General features: G+C 63.4%; 18 protein-coding genes and 1 pseudogene. 7 read left to right on the forward strand and 12 right to left on the reverse strand.

Going from position 1 to position 17,696, the window contains the following annotated elements; genetic code table 11:
* Window positions 1-114 precede the first annotated feature (114 nt).
* The 3 genes and pseudogenes from HY852_RS04845 to HY852_RS04855 form a co-directional block, all read right to left on the reverse strand.
* On the reverse strand, window positions 115-1,221 hold the full coding sequence (locus HY852_RS04845; protein ID WP_291603016.1) for an efflux RND transporter periplasmic adaptor subunit: 1,107 nt from the start codon (window positions 1,219-1,221) through the stop codon (window positions 115-117).
* Between the two features lie 286 nt (window positions 1,222-1,507).
* Window positions 1,508-2,835 (reverse strand): annotated as a pseudogene (locus tag HY852_RS04850) (MFS transporter).
* Window positions 2,836-3,015: 180 nt separating this feature from the next.
* Window positions 3,016-3,450, reverse strand: coding sequence for a hypothetical protein (locus HY852_RS04855; RefSeq protein ID WP_291603017.1), 435 nt, complete (start codon window positions 3,448-3,450; stop codon window positions 3,016-3,018).
* On the opposite strand from HY852_RS04855, the gene HY852_RS04860 reads away from it, so the two are divergent.
* On the forward strand, window positions 3,437-3,997 hold the full coding sequence (locus HY852_RS04860) for a DUF2809 domain-containing protein (protein WP_367116325.1): 561 nt from the start codon (window positions 3,437-3,439) through the stop codon (window positions 3,995-3,997). The two genes, HY852_RS04855 and HY852_RS04860, sit on opposite strands and share 14 nt — an antisense overlap.
* On the opposite strand, the gene HY852_RS04865 is transcribed toward HY852_RS04860, so the two are convergent.
* Together HY852_RS04865 and HY852_RS04870 are read right to left on the reverse strand one after the other, a co-directional pair.
* On the reverse strand, window positions 3,982-5,148 hold the full coding sequence (locus HY852_RS04865) for a crosslink repair DNA glycosylase YcaQ family protein (protein ID WP_291603018.1): 1,167 nt from the start codon (window positions 5,146-5,148) through the stop codon (window positions 3,982-3,984). The genes HY852_RS04860 and HY852_RS04865 overlap by 16 nt on opposite strands.
* A 49-nt stretch (window positions 5,149-5,197) precedes the next feature.
* Window positions 5,198-5,434, reverse strand: coding sequence for a hypothetical protein (locus HY852_RS04870; protein ID WP_291603055.1), 237 nt, complete (start codon window positions 5,432-5,434; stop codon window positions 5,198-5,200).
* 379 nt (window positions 5,435-5,813) lie between these two features.
* On the opposite strand from HY852_RS04870, the gene HY852_RS04875 reads away from it, so the two are divergent.
* Window positions 5,814-6,455 (forward strand): OmpA family protein, encoded by a 642-nt coding sequence (locus HY852_RS04875; protein ID WP_291603019.1) that lies wholly within the window; start codon window positions 5,814-5,816, stop codon window positions 6,453-6,455.
* A gap of 85 nt (window positions 6,456-6,540) precedes the next feature.
* Here HY852_RS04875 and HY852_RS04880 read toward each other — a convergent pair whose 3' ends face one another.
* Complete coding sequence (locus HY852_RS04880; RefSeq protein ID WP_291603020.1) at window positions 6,541-7,803, reverse strand: phospholipid carrier-dependent glycosyltransferase; 1,263 nt, start codon at window positions 7,801-7,803, stop codon at window positions 6,541-6,543.
* Window positions 7,804-8,086: 283 nt separating this feature from the next.
* Here HY852_RS04880 and HY852_RS04885 point away from each other — a divergent pair, with 283 nt between their 5' ends.
* Window positions 8,087-8,740, forward strand: coding sequence for a FecR family protein (locus tag HY852_RS04885; protein ID WP_291603021.1), 654 nt, complete (start codon window positions 8,087-8,089; stop codon window positions 8,738-8,740).
* A 2-nt stretch (window positions 8,741-8,742) separates the two neighbouring features.
* Window positions 8,743-9,906 (forward strand): hypothetical protein, encoded by a 1,164-nt coding sequence (locus HY852_RS04890; RefSeq protein ID WP_291603022.1) that lies wholly within the window; start codon window positions 8,743-8,745, stop codon window positions 9,904-9,906.
* 97 nt (window positions 9,907-10,003) lie between these two features.
* Here HY852_RS04890 and HY852_RS04895 read toward each other — a convergent pair whose 3' ends face one another.
* Window positions 10,004-10,492 (reverse strand): VOC family protein, encoded by a 489-nt coding sequence (locus HY852_RS04895; RefSeq protein WP_291603023.1) that lies wholly within the window; start codon window positions 10,490-10,492, stop codon window positions 10,004-10,006.
* Between the two features lie 231 nt (window positions 10,493-10,723).
* Window positions 10,724-11,239 (reverse strand): cupin domain-containing protein, encoded by a 516-nt coding sequence (locus HY852_RS04900; RefSeq protein WP_291603024.1) that lies wholly within the window; start codon window positions 11,237-11,239, stop codon window positions 10,724-10,726.
* Between the two features lie 117 nt (window positions 11,240-11,356).
* Here HY852_RS04900 and HY852_RS04905 point away from each other — a divergent pair, with 117 nt between their 5' ends.
* Entirely contained in the window at window positions 11,357-11,575 is a 219-nt protein-coding gene (locus HY852_RS04905; RefSeq protein ID WP_291603025.1) for a CsbD family protein, read from the forward strand.
* A 90-nt stretch (window positions 11,576-11,665) separates the two neighbouring features.
* On the opposite strand, the gene HY852_RS04910 is transcribed toward HY852_RS04905, so the two are convergent.
* A complete protein-coding gene (locus tag HY852_RS04910; RefSeq protein WP_291603026.1) occupies window positions 11,666-12,130 on the reverse strand; it encodes an FKBP-type peptidyl-prolyl cis-trans isomerase in 465 nt (154 codons plus the stop codon).
* 38 nt (window positions 12,131-12,168) lie between these two features.
* A complete protein-coding gene (gene ggt / locus HY852_RS04915; protein ID WP_291603027.1) occupies window positions 12,169-13,755 on the reverse strand; it encodes a gamma-glutamyltransferase in 1,587 nt (528 codons plus the stop codon).
* A gap of 237 nt (window positions 13,756-13,992) precedes the next feature.
* Between ggt and HY852_RS04920 the strand changes: the two genes are divergently transcribed.
* The gene (locus HY852_RS04920) at window positions 13,993-14,208 is read left to right on the forward strand and encodes a SlyX family protein (protein ID WP_291603028.1); all 216 of its coding nucleotides are present in this window, start codon (window positions 13,993-13,995) and stop codon (window positions 14,206-14,208) included.
* Window positions 14,209-14,227: 19 nt separating this feature from the next.
* Here HY852_RS04920 and HY852_RS04925 read toward each other — a convergent pair whose 3' ends face one another.
* Window positions 14,228-16,132, reverse strand: coding sequence for a diguanylate cyclase (locus HY852_RS04925; RefSeq protein WP_291603029.1), 1,905 nt, complete (start codon window positions 16,130-16,132; stop codon window positions 14,228-14,230).
* 145 nt (window positions 16,133-16,277) lie between these two features.
* Window positions 16,278-16,499, reverse strand: a complete 222-nt coding sequence (locus HY852_RS04930) for a hypothetical protein (RefSeq protein WP_291603030.1) — start codon at window positions 16,497-16,499, stop codon at window positions 16,278-16,280.
* Between the two features lie 127 nt (window positions 16,500-16,626).
* On the opposite strand from HY852_RS04930, the gene hemE reads away from it, so the two are divergent.
* Window positions 16,627-17,673, forward strand: coding sequence for a uroporphyrinogen decarboxylase (gene hemE / locus HY852_RS04935; RefSeq protein ID WP_291603031.1), 1,047 nt, complete (start codon window positions 16,627-16,629; stop codon window positions 17,671-17,673).
* Window positions 17,674-17,696 lie beyond the last annotated feature (23 nt).

Consider the following 17,696-nt stretch of genomic DNA (forward strand, 5'->3'; position numbering starts at 1 on the left):
GTCGTCATTGCGAGCGGAGCGAAGCAATCCAGGCGATGCGTCCACGAAAACAGTCTGGATTGCTTTGCCGCTTACGCTCCTGGCAATGACGGTGGTTGCTCGTTGTCAGTCAACTCAGAACGAGAGCGACGACACGATGCGCACTTTCTCGTTCGGATCGACCTTCTGCACCCCGAGCGCGATCACCTTGGCGCCCTCTTCGACGCCGCCGGTGATGACGACGTCATTGCTCTCATAGGATTTCACCGTGACCGGCTTGCGCGAGATCTCGCCGTTATCGCCGACCACATAGAAGCAGGGCTTGCCGCCTTCGTTGAACAAGGCCGAGAGCGGAAGTCGCGCGACGCGCTCGGTTGCGGCATCGCCCAGTGTCAAGGTCGCGGTCATGCCGAGCGCGGCCTTGTCGTCGGCTTCGGGCAGCGAGAACTTGGCAAGATAGGTGCGGGTGACGGAATCGGCGGTCGGCGCGATCTCGCGCAGCTTGGCGGCGTATTTCCTGTTCGGCTCCGACCACAGGGTCACGCTGGCGACGCCCGACCTGGCGCGCCCGACCAGGGTCTCAGGGATCGCAACCACCGCCTCCTTCTCGGCAAAGCGCGCCACGCGAATGGCGGCCTGGCCGGCGGCCACGACCTGGCCGGGCTCGATCGAGGTCGCCGTGACGACGCCGCGGGTGTCGGCGGCGAGAGTGGCATAGGACAGCGAGTTGCGGGTCAATTCGACCGAGCGCTCGGCGCGGTTGAGCCGGCCGCGGGCTTCATCGGCCGCCGCACGGCTCTGGTCCATCTGCGCGTCAGTCGCCCAGCCCTTGGCGCGCAATTCCTTCGCGCGCTGCTCGGCGGCGGCCGCCTGCGCCAGGACGCCGGTCGCGGCGGAAAGTTCAGCCTGGGCCTGCTCGGCCTGCAGCTTCAGATCGACCTCGTCCAGCGTCGCGAGCGGCTGATTGACATCGACGGTCTGCCCGACCTCGACCAGGCGCTTGGCGACTTTGCCGGCCACGCGAAAGCCGAGGTCGCTCTCGATCCTGGGCTTGATGGTGCCAACGAAGCTGCGCTCGGGCGTTTCGGCCTCGTAATGGGCCGCGGCGACCAGCACCGGACGGGTCGGGGTGGACTTTTGGGCGACCGTGTCGTTGCAGCCCGCCAGAGCGACCGCGATCAGGGCCAGCGAGGCGCCCACTAGCAACCTTGAATAGCCTGCCAAAACCAAGCGGACGAACATCGGAAGACACTCCTGCGGCATTCAGTTGCGAGGGAATGTCGAATAAAGACTGACGATTGTCAATAATCGTCATTGATCATGAATTCGTGATTGTTAACGAGCGGTGGTCGCTGGATAGACCACAGCCCGCACCGCAAGAGCCGGGGCGAGATCTTTATAACTCCTTGAAACCTATGGCGATTTATAGCAAGCCCAGGAGGAGCCGCGCCCTGTTCCACCACCTCTTCGCCGGGCGGCCATGGCGCCCAGGCTGACGCGCGTCCGCTTCACAAAGAGGCGACAATCGTCAGCGCGCCTGCCCCGCGAACTCGTGCTTGGTCTCGTGCCCGCCCAGGAAGACGAGCAGTCCAGCGATCAACGGCAGGATGGCCAGCACCAATAGCCCGGTCGACATCTGGCCGGTCGCGTCCTTGGCCCAGCCGATCAAATACGGCCCGAGGAAACCCGCGAGGTTGCCGATCGAGTTGATCAGCGCAATCGCACCGGCGGCCGCCGTGCCGGACAGCGATGCCGTCGGCAGCGTCCAGAACACCCCGAATGTGCAGAACACGCCGATCGCGGCAACCGTCAAAGCCACCATGGTCAGGGTCGGATGGGTCAGATAGCTAGAGACGCCGAGCGCGATCGCGGTGAGCAGCAACGGCGCTCCGACATGGCTCACCCGCTCGCGCATCTTATCGGAACGGCGTGCCCACAGGATCATCGCAACGGTGCCGAACAGGTACGGGATCGCGGTGACGAAGCCGGTCTGGGCGTTGGTGAGGCCGAAGGCTTTGACAATCTGCGGCAGCCAGAACTGCATGCCATAGAGCGCGCGCCGACGAAGCCGAAATAGATCATGCTCAGCGCGATCACCTTCGGCGAGGACAGCGCCTCACCCAGCGTGAAGTGCTTCGCCGCCTGCTTGGCCGCGATCTCGCTTTGCAGCCGGGCCGACAACCAGGCCTTCTGTTCGGCGCTCAGCCAGTTCGCCTTCTCGGGCTTGTCGGTCAGGTAGAACCAGGTGACGATGCCGAGCAGGACCGACGGGATGCCCTCGATGATGAACAGCCACTGCCAGCCCTTCAACCCCATGACGCCGTCGAGCCCAAGCAACAGACCCGAAATGGGCGAGCCGATCACGGTGGAGACGGGAACGGCGATGGCAAAAGCCGCGAGGAAACGGGCGCGATACTCGGCCGGATACCAATATGTCAGATACAGGATGATGCCTGGAAAGAATCCGGCTTCCGCCACGCCCAGCAAAAAACGCAGGGTGTAGAAGCTCCAGATCCCGCTGACGGTGGCCATCAGGGCCGAGATCACGCCCCAGGTCACCATGATGCGGGCGATCCACCGGCTGGCGCCGAACTTCTCGAGCGCCAGGTTGCTCGGCACTTCGAAGATGAAATAGCCGAAGAAGAAGATGCCCGCGCCCCAGGCGAAGATCAGCGGCGTGAATTTCAGCTCCGCATTCATGGTCAGCGCGGCGAAGCCGAGATTGACGCGATCGAGATAGGAAAAGAAGTAGGCCAGTACCAGGAATGGAATCAGACGCCAGGAGACGGCCCGGATGGTCGAGACCTCAATCTCGCTCTTGTCACCCGGCGCGGATCCGGCAACAGTCTGGCTCATGAATTTCCCCCGAGGTTGCCCCTCTTTGCCCCACGGGGGTTTTCAGCATCGCGCCGTAAGAGTCAATCATCACTAGTCGCAACGTCAACAGCGCCAGTGAATTGCAGGCCGGGGCTCAGCAAGACATGAGTGTGCCCCATCGTTCTCCGGGACGGTGAGAATGCAGGAGTTGGTTGCGCCTCAGCGGCTGCGCTTCTTCGCGCCTCGCCGACTCGTCTTGCCGGCGGCGCGCTTGGCCGCCGAGGCTTGACGCGTCTTCACCGTGGCCTTCGACTTCCTCGCCATCGATTTCTTCCCGGCCTTCTTCGGCGCGCGGCGCGCGGAAGATTTGGTGGCCTTTTTCGACGCGGTCCGCCCGGCCGCCTTCCCTCCGCGCTTCGGCCTCGCCGGCGCCTCCGCAAGTGGCTGGACAAGAAGCGGATCGGCCACGATGCCGTCCGCCGCCAGCGGCACGTAGCCGGCGGTGGTCTCGCTGACATCCTTTTCGATCCTGCCGCCTTTCTTGGCCGGATGCGGCTCGGGTTTGAGCGCCTCGACGGCGGCGTCCGAAGCGCGATTGGCCACCTCTTTCACCGTGTCCGTGATCTTTTCCAGAATTGACTTGTCGGTGCTCATGGTGCCTCCCTTGGAACCGTTGTTACGGGCTAACCAGCCGAACGGCTCCAGGTTCCGCGCCGGAACGAACACTCCGCAGGAGGAAAGCTTGGCAAAGGAGGGTTCGACCGGAGATCAAGGGGCCATTGACCTTCGCACCAAGTCGCTGCTCAGCCTTGCCATCGCCCTGATCATCATCGTTTGCGGACTTGCGCTGCGCCGATACGGCTTTCAGATCGGGCTACCGGCTTTCATCGTGAAGTATGGTGGCTCCTTGCTGTGGGCGACAATGGTCTTCTTCCTCGTTTCCGCCACGCTGCCCCGTCTCGATCGCCGCGACGCCGCCCTGATCGCCGCCGCGGTAGCGATCCTGGTTGAGCTGTTTCGATTAGTCCACACGCCCTGGCTCGATTCCTTTCGGCTGACCACGGCCGGCGCGCTTCTGCTGGGGCGTATCTTCTCGCCGTGGAACATGGTCGCTTACGGCATCGGCATTTTGCTGGGCGTCGCGCTGGATTGGCTGACGTTCGCGAAGTTTGTCCCGCGCGGCACTCAGTCGGCGAGCTGAAAACGCTCGAAGCGGTGAAGCTCCTCCTCGATGCGCCGCTTCAGCTCGGGGCGCGCGCTCCGGCCCCCGCCTTTGCCGATCCAGCTCCACTTCTGCATCAGCAGGCGTCGGTGCGGGCGGTCGGCCTTCAGGTCGAGCGCCGCAACGATCTCGTCGCCGGCAAGCACCGGCAGCGCGAAATATCCCAAGACGCGCTTTTCTTTCGGCACATAGGCTTCGAAACGATGTTCGTAGTCGAAGAAAACGTGCGTTCGCTTGCGCTGGATGATCAGCGGATCGAAGGGCGAGAGGATGTGCACGCGCTCCGGCGCGCCGTCCAGCGCAGCTTCCAGCATCTCAGGCTCGGCCCAATGCTCGTGCCTGGCCCCTTCAAGCGCGACAGGCAGAAGTTCGCCACGACGCAGGCGCGATGCGATCGCGCGCGCAACCTTCGGCTTGCTCGGCGCATCGAGATGGCAGATCGAATCCAGGCTGACGATGCCTTGCGCACGAAGCGCGCGGTCGAGCAGATAATTCGCAACCTCGGTCGGTGACGCTGGCCTCGGCAGGCGGTCCCAGCCGAAATGCCGCTCCGTCAGCTCGTAGGTCTTCAGCATGCCTTGGCGTTCGCTGATCGTCGCCACGCCGTTGTAGAACGCAAGCTGCAGCGCCCGCTTCGACGGCTTGCGGCTCGCCCATAAATGCTGCTTATCGACCAGCACGTCGTCATCGATGTCGCGGATGGTCAACGCACCTTGCCGGAGCAGCCGCATCACCTTGCGCGTCGCCGCCGGCGTCACCGATCCGAACCAGCGGCTCAGGTGGCGCTCGCGCCGGTGCTGGCGCATCGCCGGCAGGAAGAAGCGGAAATCCCTCGTCGGCACGTAGGAGAGCGCATGCGTCCAATACTCGAATACGCTCTTGTCGACGCTCTGGGCGTGGCGAAGATCGGCGCGGCGATAGTCGGGGATGCGGTTGTAGAGAATGTGGTGGTGGCAACGCTCGATGACGTTGATGGTGTCGATCTGGACGTAGCCGAGATGAGCTACGGCCTCGGTCACCGCCTGCGGGCCGCTGCCGAACGGGGAAGGCGTATCCAGCCGCTGGGCGCGCAGCCAGATGCGGCGGGCTTTGGCCGTGGTGAGGAGAACAGGTTTGGCTTCGCGTGACATCGCGCGCGCAATGTAGCGGATTCGCTTGTGTCCGGTGGCAGCGCGGCGGTCAGCGTCCGCCTTTGGGCCGCTCGCCTAAGCTTCCCGTCGCCACCTCCGATTCGCACAGCGCCCTGCCACGCTCGGGCGCCTGGCAGCGATAGACGCTGCCGGTGAGCCGATCGACCAGCCATATGCTCTCTTCGTTGGGGCCGTCGACGCCGGTGAAGCGAGTCGTGAGCGAACTGATCAGGGTCGACAACAGGATGGCAGCCGCAATCAGCGCCGCACCGATGTAGATCGGCAGTGAAGTGCTGAAACCTGCTCCATCCGGCGTGCCGGAGCGATACCCCTGATACTCACTCTGCCTTCGCACGGGACGGAACACGGCACTCTTCGCTTGCGCCGGGTCATTGGGGCGCGGACAACGTTCCTATTGGCCCATCTGGCCCGTTTGTTGTTCTCACCTCGGCGCCGCGGCGACAGCATTGCGGCCACAAGGAAGAGCAGCAACGGGAGGAATGGCCTTTCGAGCCGCCTTTCCGATAACAAGTCCCGCCCAAGTCTGAACGTGACGCAGGTCACACTCCCACCTTCCGTGACGTGCGTCACATCGGAGTGTTTGAACCATGCCTATGATGGCAACATCAAAAGATCATCAGGCGCGTAACAGCGAGGATACGACAATGACCCGGTCTCATCATTTCTTCGGATTGAAAGCCATCACGCTTACGGCCGCGCTGTCGATGACGGCAGGTTTGGCACTGGCCGGCGACAGCAACGTGTCGACAGGTCAGATCCTCGACGCTTTGAAACCGAAGCCGGTCACCCGCGGCCTGTCCGCGGGCCCGCAGGTCGACCCTTCCGTGAAAGCCAAGGAAACGAGCTTCCTGAACACCGTGCGCAATCGCCAGACCCGCTCGCTCTCGCTGGGTGAGCGCGAGCAGATTGCCGAGCTCGCGGCGAGCAAGCCGAAAATCGACCTGGAAATCCAGTTCGACTACAACTCGGCTGAGATCAGCAAGACGTCGGTGCCGTCGGTGCAGGCGCTCGGCAAGGCGCTGTCCGACCCGAGCCTGAAGGGCTCGACCTTCGTGGTCGCCGGCCATACCGACGCGATCGGCAGCGATGGCTTCAACCAGGATCTGTCTGCGCGGCGCGCCGACACCATCAAGCGCTACCTCGTCGAGAAGTACGGGCTCAACGGCAGCGACCTCGTCACGGTCGGTTACGGCAAGGCCAAGCTGAAGGACGCCGCCAACCCGACCGCCCCGGTCAACCGCCGCGTCCAGGTGGTCAACATGGACACCAAGACCGCGTCGCAGTAATCGCGAGGCGGGAGCGCTCCGCCGGACGGCACAAGACGAGATCGTTCGAAACGATCGAGGGCGCGGCGAGCTTGCCGCGCCCTTGTCAGATCCAGCTCCTGAACAGCATCAGGCGACCAAACGTCTCCATGGACGTGCCGACGAAAGCGGCCGAGATCGGCAGCATGGCGATAAAGCCAACCGCGGCGACCGCGACGAAAGCCCAAACCAGCCAGCGAGGCAGATCGCCTCGGGTCAAAGCGTAGACCAGCGCCAGCGAAGTCATCGTAGCCGACGGCAGATAGTAGTAGAGGAAGGCCAAGGCCCGCGGCGACAGCGCCCAGGCGATGTACGGCCCGAAATAGAACGCCAGAATCAGGAAGACGTCCGCGCGCCGCGTGACGATGAAGTCGCGCAGGCAAATTGCGAGCGCGACGAGCGCCGGCCACAGCACCAGCGGATTGCCGAGGAAGACGATGGCGGCCATCTTGTCTTCACCAAGCTTGTCGAACAGAAACCAGACCGGGCGCACCAGGAACGGCCAGGACGGCCACGCGCTCATGTAGGTGTGACTGGCGATGGCGGTCGTGGTGTTGTCGGCGAAGATCCGTCGCTGAGCCTCGATCAGGTCCGTCACCGACAGGCCGTAGAGCGGGAAGAAAGTCCAAAGGTAGGAAGCCACCGGCAGCAGCAGGAAGCAGGCGACGAAATGCCGAGACTGGAATTCCGGCCAGAGGTCGGGCCGGTACCAGTCGCTCTCGCGAGCATCGGCGAACGCGGTGCGCCATCGTTGCAGCAGCCGGATCAGCGCGACGATGGCGATGCAAGTGGCAAGCGGAAACAATCCGCTCCACTTGCAGGCGGTGGCAAGGCCGAAGAAGAGCCCCGCAAGCGCAAACAACCGATGCGGCCGTTCTCGGTTAAAGCCGTGCAGGAAGGCCGCGGTGCCGAGCAGGCCGAGCGCGAGCGCAAAGATGTCCAGCATGGCAACGCGCGACTGCACGAAGACCATCTGGTTGAAGAAGGCGATCAGGGCGGCGGCGACCGCGTGGCCCTCCCTCGCGAACAGCGCGAGCCCGCACAGATAGACCGCCAGAATCGAAAACGCGCCGAACAGCGTCGCCGGATAGCGCCATCCCAGCGCGTTGTCGCCGAAGGAAGCGATCGACAGCGCCATCAGCTCTTTGGCCAGCGGCGGGTGCATCGGATTGAGCACGGGCTTCGTTATGGTGGGCGCGAGCATCTGTCGCGCCGCAGGCACGTAATGCACCTCGTCGAAGACGAACTTCTGCGGCGTGCTGATGCCGATCAGAAGCAGCAAGTGCGCGCACACGAAAATGACGACGGCGATCAGCGCGCTCCGACTCACGGAGATATCCGGGGTCGATCGCGATTTGCGCGCTGCTTTTGCGAATGAGTTGCGTGGCAAATCTGCTTCACTCGCCGAGAAAATTTTTCATCGCTCGCATTGAACGTATCCAATCTGCGCTGTCACTAACCAAGACGCATGCCGTTGTACGCTTGTTGTAAAATTACAACATTACAACTGCGCACGATCGGGTACGATACAAGACACATCGATCGGTTAAGAAATGAATTTGCGTCGCCTCTTTCTCTCTCTCCCTGCTTTGCTGCTGGCTATCGGGTGTTCGGTGGGCGCCGCGCACGCGCAGAAGCGCGTCGGCGAGGCCGTGGTGGTTCAAAAGCAAGTGCTGCGCGTGGCGGGATCCGCTGCCAACCAGATCAACGTCGGCGAAGCCATGATGCGCGATGACACGGTGCAGACCGGCATCGAGAGCGCCGCGCGCTTCGTCATGGCCGACTCGACCAACCTGTCGCTCGGTCCCAACGCGAGCCTCACGCTCGACAGCACAGTCTTCAATGACGACCATTCCTACCGCGATGTTGCTATTCGCATGACGACCGGTGCATTCCGATTCGTCACCGGTCACTCGGAAAAGACCGCGTACAAGATCTCGACGCCATTGGCGACGATCGGCGTGCGCGGCACCATCCTCGACATCCTGACGGTCCGCAACAGTACCACGGTGGTGCTCCAGGAAGGCGGCTCGAAGGTCTGCGCGCCCGATGGACAATGCCTCGAGCTGATCAACCCCGGCGACACCGCGATCATCACCCTGGGCGACAACGGCAAGTTCAAGATCAAGAAGGCCAACATCCCGCCATGGACCTTCGCCAAGACCTGCGCGTCGACTGCCGGGCTTTGCTCGGTGAACAAATATGCGGATGACTCTCCGACTGTCACCCCCGATGTCCAAGACGGCGGCATGCTGTGCGGGCGCTGACCATGGCAAGATCGCTGCGCACTTTGATCGCATCGGCCGCGCTCGGCGCGGCCATCGTGCTTGGCGCATTGGTCGTGCACGGGGCTCCGGCCTCGGCCCAGGGGTTGTTACCAAGTCCAACACCTTCGCCAACTCCGGATACGTGCTACACCGGGTGTGAGGGACCCGGTCTGCTGCCAAGTCCAACGCCTTCGCCGACTCCGGCTACGTGCTACGGCACCGAGTGCCCGGTCACATTCGGTCCGGCGTATGCACCTCCTACAGACGGCGGTTCCAGCGGCGACTCGGTGCGTGATGTCGCCAACCAGCGCTTCAACCAGATGATCACGAACCGGGTGCTCGGCACCGTGTTGCTCGGGGTCAACGAGCAGGTCAACTGCGGCGACTGCATGAGCGCGTTCGGTTCGGTCGGATCGTTCTCGGCGGGCATCCACGGCCGCAAGGAGATCACCAACAACCTGTCGCTGATCGCCGGCCTGGCCTACACCCACTACGGCGAGGGCAACTACAGCGTCACCAGCGCGCCGATCGGCGCGTTCGCGCTGCGCTATGACTTCACCGACTGGGGCTCCTCGCGACCGTTCTTCGACATCGGCACCATTCTGACGCCCTGGGAGAAGGTGCGGTATACCCGCAGCTACAATACGAACAGCGGCCCGGTGACGGTTGCAGGTTCGACCAACAGCTCGAATTACGCCGTCTATGGCCGCGCAGGCTGGATCACCCGGCTGTCGCCGCGCGACGAGGTCGCGGGTTCGGTCGAGTTCTGGCAATTGTGGCAGCGCGTCTCCGGTTACAGCGATCCGACGATCGCCTACAATCCGTTCGAGGCGACGTTCGCGACCGGCACCGATCGCACCAGTCTGGTGAAGATCGGCGGCCAATGGACCCATCTGTTCGGCCGTTCCGTCGAAGCCAACATCAACGGCGGATATGTGCACTCGTTTGGGTCCAATTCCGGCATCCTCGCCAACATCACCAGCATGAACGGCACCAACAGCGTGACGGCAACCATGGGCGATCAGGGCTGGTTCGAATTGGGCGGCCGCCTCGGCTTCCGCGTGTCGGAGAGCTGGATTGTTGATCTCTTCGCCAACGGCACGGTGGGACCGCATCCTGTCGGCAATACCGTCCACGGCGGCATCGGCCTGCGAATCAAGTATTGACGCCGCTCCGCCGCATGAAGGCGGAGCTCCAATCTGCAGCCTCACGCATCCCGCTAGGGCCGCGCCTGGTCAAGAACGGCGCGGCATTCCGACGTCGCTACGCCGCGGACTTGCCCTCGTAGGCGCGCCGCAGCCCTTCGACGTCGAGCTTGACCATCTTCATCATGGCCTGGGCGGCGCGCTGTGCAGCGGCGCCATCGCTGCTGGAGAGATATTGCAGCAGCGCCCTCGGTACCACCTGCCAGGACACGCCGTAACGGTCCTTCAGCCAGCCGCACTGCTCGGGCCGGCCGCCATTCGAAAGGAAGGCGTCCCACACCCGGTCGACCTCGGCCTGATCTTCACAGTCGATCTGCAGGGAAATGGCATGGGTGAATTCCATGCGCATGCCGCCGTTCAGCGCGATGAAGCGCTGACCGCCCATCGTGAACTCGACGACAAGCACCGAACCTGCCTTCCCCGATGGATTGTCGATGACGTTTTTCTGGATCTTCGCGATCCGGGAGTCGGGCAGAAGCGAGACATAGAAGTTCGCAGCCTCCTCAGCCGAACCGTCGAACCACAGACAGGGGGTGATCTTGGACATGGACGAAGCTCCTTTCGTGGTGATCCGCTCGGAGGACGAACCAAGCGCCGGAGATCCGACAAGGTCTGCTACTTTTTTGCGATTGAGATTCCTGCCCCGTCCATGGCCGGGCTCGGCCCGGCCATCAGTTTTCCCGGCGGAAGCAAACGCGTGGGGCCCGCACAAGGCTCGGCATGACGGACTCTCCCGCTGCTGCTTTCCCGCCGCGCCGCCGTCTTGCGCCGGACAAGATCACTTGCTCTCGCCGGGATCCCGATGCACGGGGTCGATCCACAGCACGGTCTCCGGCTTCTCGACCGGTTCGATGTCGAGGTTGATCGCAACCGCCTCGCCGTCGCTGCGCACCAGCACGCATTCCAGCACCTCGTCGCGGCTGGCATTGATCTCCTGATGCGGCACATAGGGCGGCACGAAAATGAAATCGCCGGGATTGGCTTCAGCCGTGAACTGCAGACGTTCGCCCCAGCGCATCCGTGTCTTTCCTTTCACCACATAGATGATGCTCTCGAGATGACCGTGATGATGCGCACCGGTCTTGGCGTCGGGTTTGATGGATACGGTGCCCGCCCACAATTTCTGGGCGCCGACGCGCGCGAAATTGATTGCCGCCTTGCGGTCCATGCCGGGGGTCGACGGCACGTTCGGATCAAGCTGGTTGCCGGGGATGACGCGTACGCCGTCGTGCTTCCAGCGATCGTTGTCATCATGTGCGTGATCGTGGCGCGAATGCTCGTGCTGATCCGTCATTGTGTTCCCCGCGAATGTTTCCGCGCCAGAGTTAAGGATTGCAGTAGGCGCGGACCAGAGCCGCCCCGGAACTAATCGTGTGTTCCTAGCTTGTCTCTTGAAGAAGAGGAGATTTTCATGGGTAGCACGAAAGACAAGATCAAGGGCGTAACCAACGAGGCGATCGGCAAGGCCAAGCAGGGCATCGGCGAGGCTGCCGGTTCCGACCGCATGAAGGGCGAAGGCACCGTTCAGGAAATCAAGGGCAAGGGCCAGAAGACCATGGGCGAGGCCAAGGACACGGCCAAGGAAGCGATCGACAGTGCGGCTTCGGCGGCCAAGCGAGCCGCGGATTAGAACCGGCGAGTGACCGGAACAGGCAAAGACCGGCCAAGAGGCCGGTCTTCTTGTCTTGCAGAGAAGAAGAACGTCGCCGGAGCGAGGGGGTTATTTCACCGCCAGTAGCTCGACGTCGAACATCAGCGTGGCGTTCGGCGGGATGACGCCACCGGCGCCGCGCGCGCCGTAGCCGAGCGCGGGCGGAATGATCAGCGTACGCTTGCCGCCGACTTTCATGGTGGCAACACCTTCGTCCCACCCGGCGATCACCCTGCCCTTGCCGATCGGAAATTCGAACGGCTCGTTGCGGTCGAGGGAGCTGTCGAATTTCTTTCCTTTCTTGCCGTTCTCATAGAGCCAGCCGGTGTAGTGCATCACGCAAAGCTGGCCGGGCTTGGGCGAGGCGCCGGTGCCGGCGACACTGTCGATGATCTGCAGGCCTGAGGCTGTGGTCATGGTCTTTCCTGTGGTCTGGGCCGATGCCGTGGCGCTAACGAGAACCGATGTCCCGGCGGTCACTGCAATCGCGAGCGCCGATATAATCGCGAGGATTGTACGCTGAAAACGCTGCATGGGCTGATACCTTAATGTGGGGGGAATTGCCGCCTTGCTCAAAAACCGAGCGCGCAACCGTCCTTGCGTGGATCGGAACCGCCGGTCAGCGTGCCCTTCTCCCAGTCGATCCAGATCGCCTGTCCTCCGCCGAGCGGAGAGACAACGTTGGTCGTCTTGTGGCCGATCTTCTTCAAGCCATCGACAATGTCGGCCGGCACGCCGTCCTCGAGCTGGTAGACGCCCTCGTAATGGAGGCCGCGCGGCATGTCGATCGCTTCCTGCACGTCGCAGCCGTAGTCGAGGATGTTGGTCAGGACATGCACCTGGCCGACCGGCTGGTACTGTCCGCCCATCACGCCATACGGCATCACGGCACGCCCTGCCTTGGTGACGAGACACGGAATGATCGTGTGCAGCGGACGCTTGCCGCCGGCGATGCAATTGGGATGATCGGGCTGGATACGGAAACCGCCGGCGCGGTTCTGCAGGAGAACGCCGGTCTTGTTGGAGACGATCGCCGATCCGAAGGAATGCGCGATCGAATTGATGAACGAGCAGACGTTGCGATCCTTGTCCACGACCGTGATGTAGATGGTGGAAGGGTTCATCGGCGGCGCGACGTTGGGCAGATCGAGAAGCCGATCCATACTGATCTTGCCGATGTGCTCGTCGGCGAATTCCTTCGCGAGAATTTTCGCGACGTCGATCTTCATATGGGCAGGATCGGCGACGTGCTGCTCGCGGATCATGTAGGCGATGCGCGCCGCCTCGGCTTCGAGGTGAAAGCGCTGGACGCTCAGCGGCGGGAATTTCGTCAGGTCGAAGCGCGACAGGATGTTCAGCATCACCAGCATGGTGATACCGGGCCCGTTCGGCGGGCATTGCCAGACGTCGAGGCCCTTGTAGGTGGTGCCGATCGGCGAGGTGACTTCGGTAGTATGAGAGGCAAAGTCGTCCAGCGTGTGGAGACCGCCGATGCCGCGCAGGGTCTCGACCATGTCCTCGGCGACCGGCCCCTTGTAGAAGGCGTCGCGACCGTCCTTGGCGATCGCCCGCAGGGTTTTGCCGAGTTCCGGCTGGTGGATGACGTCGCCGACCTGGGGCGGCCGGCCGTGCGGCAGCAAATACCGCTCGGTATTGGTGCCCTTCTTCAGCTTCTCGAACTGGTTGTTCCAGTCAAAGGCGATGCGCGGCGCGACAACGTATCCCTCCTCGGCGGCCTTGATCGCCGGCTGCAGCACCCGGTCGAACCCTAGCTTGCCGTGTTCGCGCAGGATCGTCGCCCATGCATCCACCGCGCCGGGAATGGAGACCGCATGCGCCGAGGTCAATGGGATGGCCTGGATCTTGCGCTCAAGATACCATTCCGCGCTCGCCGCCATCGGCGCCCGGCCCGAGCCGTTGTAGGCCGTGATCTTGCCTTCCCCGCGCGGCTGCACCAGGGAGAAGCAGTCGCCGCCGATGCCGGTCGATTGCGGCTCGATAACCCCAAGCAGCGCGCAGCCTGCAACCGCGGCGTCCGCCGCCGTGCCGCCGTCGCGCAGCACCTCGATCGCGGCCAATGCGGCTTGCGGGTGCGAGGTGGCCACCATGCCGTTCTGAGCGTGAACCGTGGACCTGCCGGGGAAATGGAAGCTTCTCATGCCGAATAGTCTTTCTGCTGCTCTTGGATCTTGGCGCACGAGGCGCGATTTCCGGGGGGAACGGGACCTACATGGCACATTCATGCCGGTCTCGGCAATGGTGGTATACCACGGTGGGGCCGCGAAGTTCTCTCCGCCGGAAACAATCCGGCGCGCAATTGGCGGTTTTCCCGGCTCTTCCGGCCTGCTAAACGGTCGCCCTGCCCTGCAGGGTTTTCTGCCAGGACCGGGCCGGCGATGAATGATTTCAAGAGCTTAAGCGAGCGCATCGACGTGCTGGAGGCGCGGCTGACCTATCACGACGAGACCATCGACTCGTTGAATGAGGTCATCACGGCGCAATGGAAGCAGATCGATACGCTCACGCGTCGGATCACCCAGCTCAACGAGCGCCTGCAGGAGGCCGAAGCCACCACGCCCGGCCCGGCCAACGAACGGCCGCCGCACTACTGAAGCGACAGGATTGAGCTGACTACTGCCCTGAAGCGGCCGAAAGCAGGTTGTGAACCTCGCCCGACATCACGAGGCTGTCACGCCCGCCATCCTTGGCCGCGTAGAGCGCCCGGTCCGCTGCCTCGATCAACGAGACCGGACCGACGGAGCGCTCCATCCCGGGGCGGCAGGCGGCGCCGCCGATGCTCGCGGTGACGAGCGCGGACGGCACATTCGACGCGTGAGCGATTTTCGCCACGCGAAGAGCCTGACGAATCCGCTCGGCGATGAGCGCGCAGCCCGCCGCGTCGGTGTTGGGCAGTATGATCGCGAACTCCTCGCCACCATAGCGCGCGGCAAGATCCCCGGGCCGTTTCGCTTCGCGGGCGAGGATCTTTGCCAGGGCGCGCAGGCAATCGTCGCCGGCGGGATGACCATAGGTGTCGTTATATTCCTTGAAGCGATCGAGATCGATCAGGAGCAAGCCGAGGCTGGTTCGATCACGGTAAGCCCGGGCCCACTCCTCTGAAAGGCGCTGGTCGAAACAGCGGCGGTTAGCAAGGCCCGTGAGCCCGTCCTCGACCGCCAGCGCTTCGAGCTTTCCTTCCAGGTTCTTCTGCTCGGTAACGTCGCGCGAAATCGCGACCACGCCGTCGATCTCGTCCCTTTCATCGCGTGTCACGCACAGGGTCGATTCGAGCCAGATCTCGCCGCTGTCGCGATGGCGCGTCCGGTAGGTGACGCGCGCCTCCTCCAACTCGCCGCGCTTCATCGACTCGACGATCTTGCGAACGTCGGGCAGATCGTCCGGATGAACGCCCGCGAGCGCGGGCGTGCCCACCAACTTGCTCGTTCCCCAGCCCACGATACGGCGGCAAGAGGGCGAGACGTAACGGATCCGCTCGTCGAGCCCGATGCGGGTCACCATGTCGCTGGAGCCCTCGGCAAGCAGGCGGAAACTGGCTTCCTTCTCCGCCAGCGCGGCGGCCATCCGTTTGCTGAGCATGAGCTGGCGGACCAGGAAGGTCCCGATGAGCGCGATCAACAGCACCAGGCCCAGCACGACAGACATCCGCGTGATGGCCGCCGCTCGCCATGGCGCCAGAACTTCATCCTTCTGCACGGTCGCAAGGAGCACGACAGGAAATCGGCTGCTGCGCGAGAAGAAATTCAAGCGGTCCTTGCCGTCCAGCGGCGATTTCAGTGCGTAGGCCCCGCCGGGGCCCTGCAGCGAAGGGTCTCGGAAGAGCGGACGGTCCGAAAGGTCGCGCCCGGCGTACGTGGCACTATCCTGGCTGCGGGCGATGACCGTGCCTCCCGCATGCAGCAACAGGATGGAGCTGTGACGACCGATATCGAATTGCTGGTAGAAGCGGGAGAGATAGTTCGAGCTGATCGCTCCGACCACCACGCCGGCAAAACTGCCGTTCGGATGATTGAACCGGCGCGAGAGGGTAATGACCCATTCGCCATCCGCAAGACTCTTGACCGGACGGCCGACATACGCCTCGCGCTTGTTGCTGTAGACGTGATACCGAAAGAACTCGTCGTTGCTGAGCGTGCTGATTACTGTCCCCGGCTCGGTAAGCCAATTGCCGTCCTGATCGAGGACACCGAGGCTATGGATACGCTCGATCGCATCCTTGCGCGCCGTGAAGACGTTTCGAAGCTTGGCGATCGCGTCGGGACCGGTCCCGTCAATCTCCATTCGGCTGACCGCACCAATGATGCTGGAGTCCAACAGATCGAGACTGTCCTCGGCGTGCTGCGTCAGCGAGCGCGCCAGGTTTTCCATTTCGGTTTCCGCGGCGCCCAGAAGTACCTGGCGCGAGATCCACTCGCGCCAGCCGCTGACGGCAAGAATAGCCACGCAAGTGAACACCACGAATGCCGCTGCACGCAGCGGCAGGCGCCTCAGGCCGGCTCTTTGACGAGCGCTTTCCATGATGCAGGATTCTCCATGAGGGAGAATCCTGCGGAACCCTTATGGAACCCTGAAGCGGGGTGGCAAAAGGTAGCGCAGTCCGCAAGTCCCGCGCACAGCGTTTGCACCATTGCTAACGAGAGATTACCGGACGCGCGTTTTGCTCTCAGCGAAAGAGGGCCTTTACCTTATCCCAGAGGGTCTCGTTTTGCTCCCGGCCATCGGCCTTGGAGGGCGACGGCTGCGCGGCGCTGACGGGATCCGACGCTGGGAAGGTATCCTTGAGGCCGGCTTCCAGCCGAGTGTGCATATCCTTGTCGGCGCGAAGCGCCTCCTGCGGGTCCTCGGCGTGCTTGTCATGCGGCGCGGGGTTGAATTTCTCAGCCATGGAATCCTCCGTTGCGCGCGAGGTCAACGCTGCGGATTCGCGCTGGTTCCCGGCCGCGCTTGGCGTTGCGGCCTCGGCGGTGTATCAGGGCCGCACCAATAGCTGCTGAACTTGCGGGAAAATTCCGTTGACCCAGAACCCGGTCCTCAAACCGTTCCTTGCCGTGCTTTCGGGGCAGAAGCAGGCCGTTCCTCCCATCTGGATGATGCGGCAGGCGGGCCGATATCTGCCGGAATATCGCGAGGTCCGGGCCAGGGCCGGCTCGTTCCTGGATCTCTGTTTTTCGCCGGAGCTCGCCGCCGAAGTTACGCTGCAGCCGATCCGCCGCTTCAACTTCGATGCCGCCATCATCTTCTCCGACATTCTCGTCATACCCCATGCGCTTGAACGTGAGGTGCGGTTCGAAGTCGGCGAAGGGCCGCGGCTGGAGCCGCTCGATACGCCGGAGAAAGCCCGATCGCTCGCCAAACGCGCCGACCTGAACCGGCTCGAGCCGGTGTTTGAGGCGTTGCGGCTGGTGCGCCGCGCGCTCGATCCCAAAGTCACGCTGATCGGCTTCTGCGGCGCGCCCTGGACCGTTGCAACCTACATGGTGGCAGGACAAGGCACGCCCGACCAGGCGCCGGCGCGACTGATGGCGTATCGGCATCCTGACGCGTTCGCGGACATCATCGACGTGCTGGTGGAAAACTCGATCGAATACCTGCTCCGTCAGCTTCAGGCCGGCGCCGAGGCGCTGCAGATCTTCGATACCTGGGCCGGCGTGCTGCCACCGCGCGAATTTGCGCGCTGGTCAATCGAGCCGACGCGCCGCATCGTCGAGGGCATCCGCAAGAAAGTGCCAGATGCGAAGATTATCGGCTTTCCGCGCGGCGCCGGCGCGCTTCTGCCCGCCTATGTCGAGGCGACCGGCGTCAATGCGGTCAGCATTGACTGGACCGCCGAGCCGGCCTTCATCCGCGACCAGGTGCAAAGCCGAGTGGCGGTACAGGGCAATCTCGATCCGCTGGCGCTGATCGCCGGCGGCGACGCGCTCGATCGCGCGGTGGACGACGTGCTTGCGAGCTACGGAAGCGGGCCGCTGATCTTCAATCTCGGCCACGGCATCCAGCCGGAAACCCCGATCGCGCATGTCGAGCGCATGCTCAAGCGCGTGCGGGGCAAGGCGGGATAGCAAGCGCGGTTTGTCTCGAGCCC

Origin of the sequence: Bradyrhizobium sp. (genome assembly GCF_016213215.1) — a bacterium.
Taxonomy (GTDB): Bacteria; Pseudomonadota; Alphaproteobacteria; order Rhizobiales; family Xanthobacteraceae; genus Bradyrhizobium.

Bases quoted from the DNA above. Each gene is read 5' to 3' on its own strand.
- HY852_RS04845 (WP_291603016.1), bottom strand. From the start codon at position 1,221: ATGTTCGTCCGCTTGGTTTTGGCAGGCTATTCAAGGTTGCTAGTGGGC.
- HY852_RS04855 (WP_291603017.1), bottom strand. From the start codon at position 3,450: ATGAGCACCGACAAGTCAATTCTGGAAAAGATCACGGACACGGTGAAA.
- HY852_RS04865 (WP_291603018.1), bottom strand. From the start codon at position 5,148: ATGTCACGCGAAGCCAAACCTGTTCTCCTCACCACGGCCAAAGCCCGC.
- HY852_RS04875 (WP_291603019.1), top strand. From the start codon at position 5,814: ATGACCCGGTCTCATCATTTCTTCGGATTGAAAGCCATCACGCTTACG.
- HY852_RS04890 (WP_291603022.1), top strand. From the start codon at position 8,743: ATGGCAAGATCGCTGCGCACTTTGATCGCATCGGCCGCGCTCGGCGCG.
- HY852_RS04895 (WP_291603023.1), bottom strand. From the start codon at position 10,492: ATGTCCAAGATCACCCCCTGTCTGTGGTTCGACGGTTCGGCTGAGGAG.
- HY852_RS04900 (WP_291603024.1), bottom strand. From the start codon at position 11,239: ATGACGGATCAGCACGAGCATTCGCGCCACGATCACGCACATGATGAC.
- HY852_RS04905 (WP_291603025.1), top strand. From the start codon at position 11,357: ATGGGTAGCACGAAAGACAAGATCAAGGGCGTAACCAACGAGGCGATC.
- HY852_RS04910 (WP_291603026.1), bottom strand. From the start codon at position 12,130: ATGCAGCGTTTTCAGCGTACAATCCTCGCGATTATATCGGCGCTCGCG.
- ggt (WP_291603027.1), bottom strand. From the start codon at position 13,755: ATGAGAAGCTTCCATTTCCCCGGCAGGTCCACGGTTCACGCTCAGAAC.
- HY852_RS04920 (WP_291603028.1), top strand. From the start codon at position 13,993: ATGAATGATTTCAAGAGCTTAAGCGAGCGCATCGACGTGCTGGAGGCG.
- HY852_RS04925 (WP_291603029.1), bottom strand. From the start codon at position 16,132: ATGGAAAGCGCTCGTCAAAGAGCCGGCCTGAGGCGCCTGCCGCTGCGT.
- HY852_RS04930 (WP_291603030.1), bottom strand. From the start codon at position 16,499: ATGGCTGAGAAATTCAACCCCGCGCCGCATGACAAGCACGCCGAGGAC.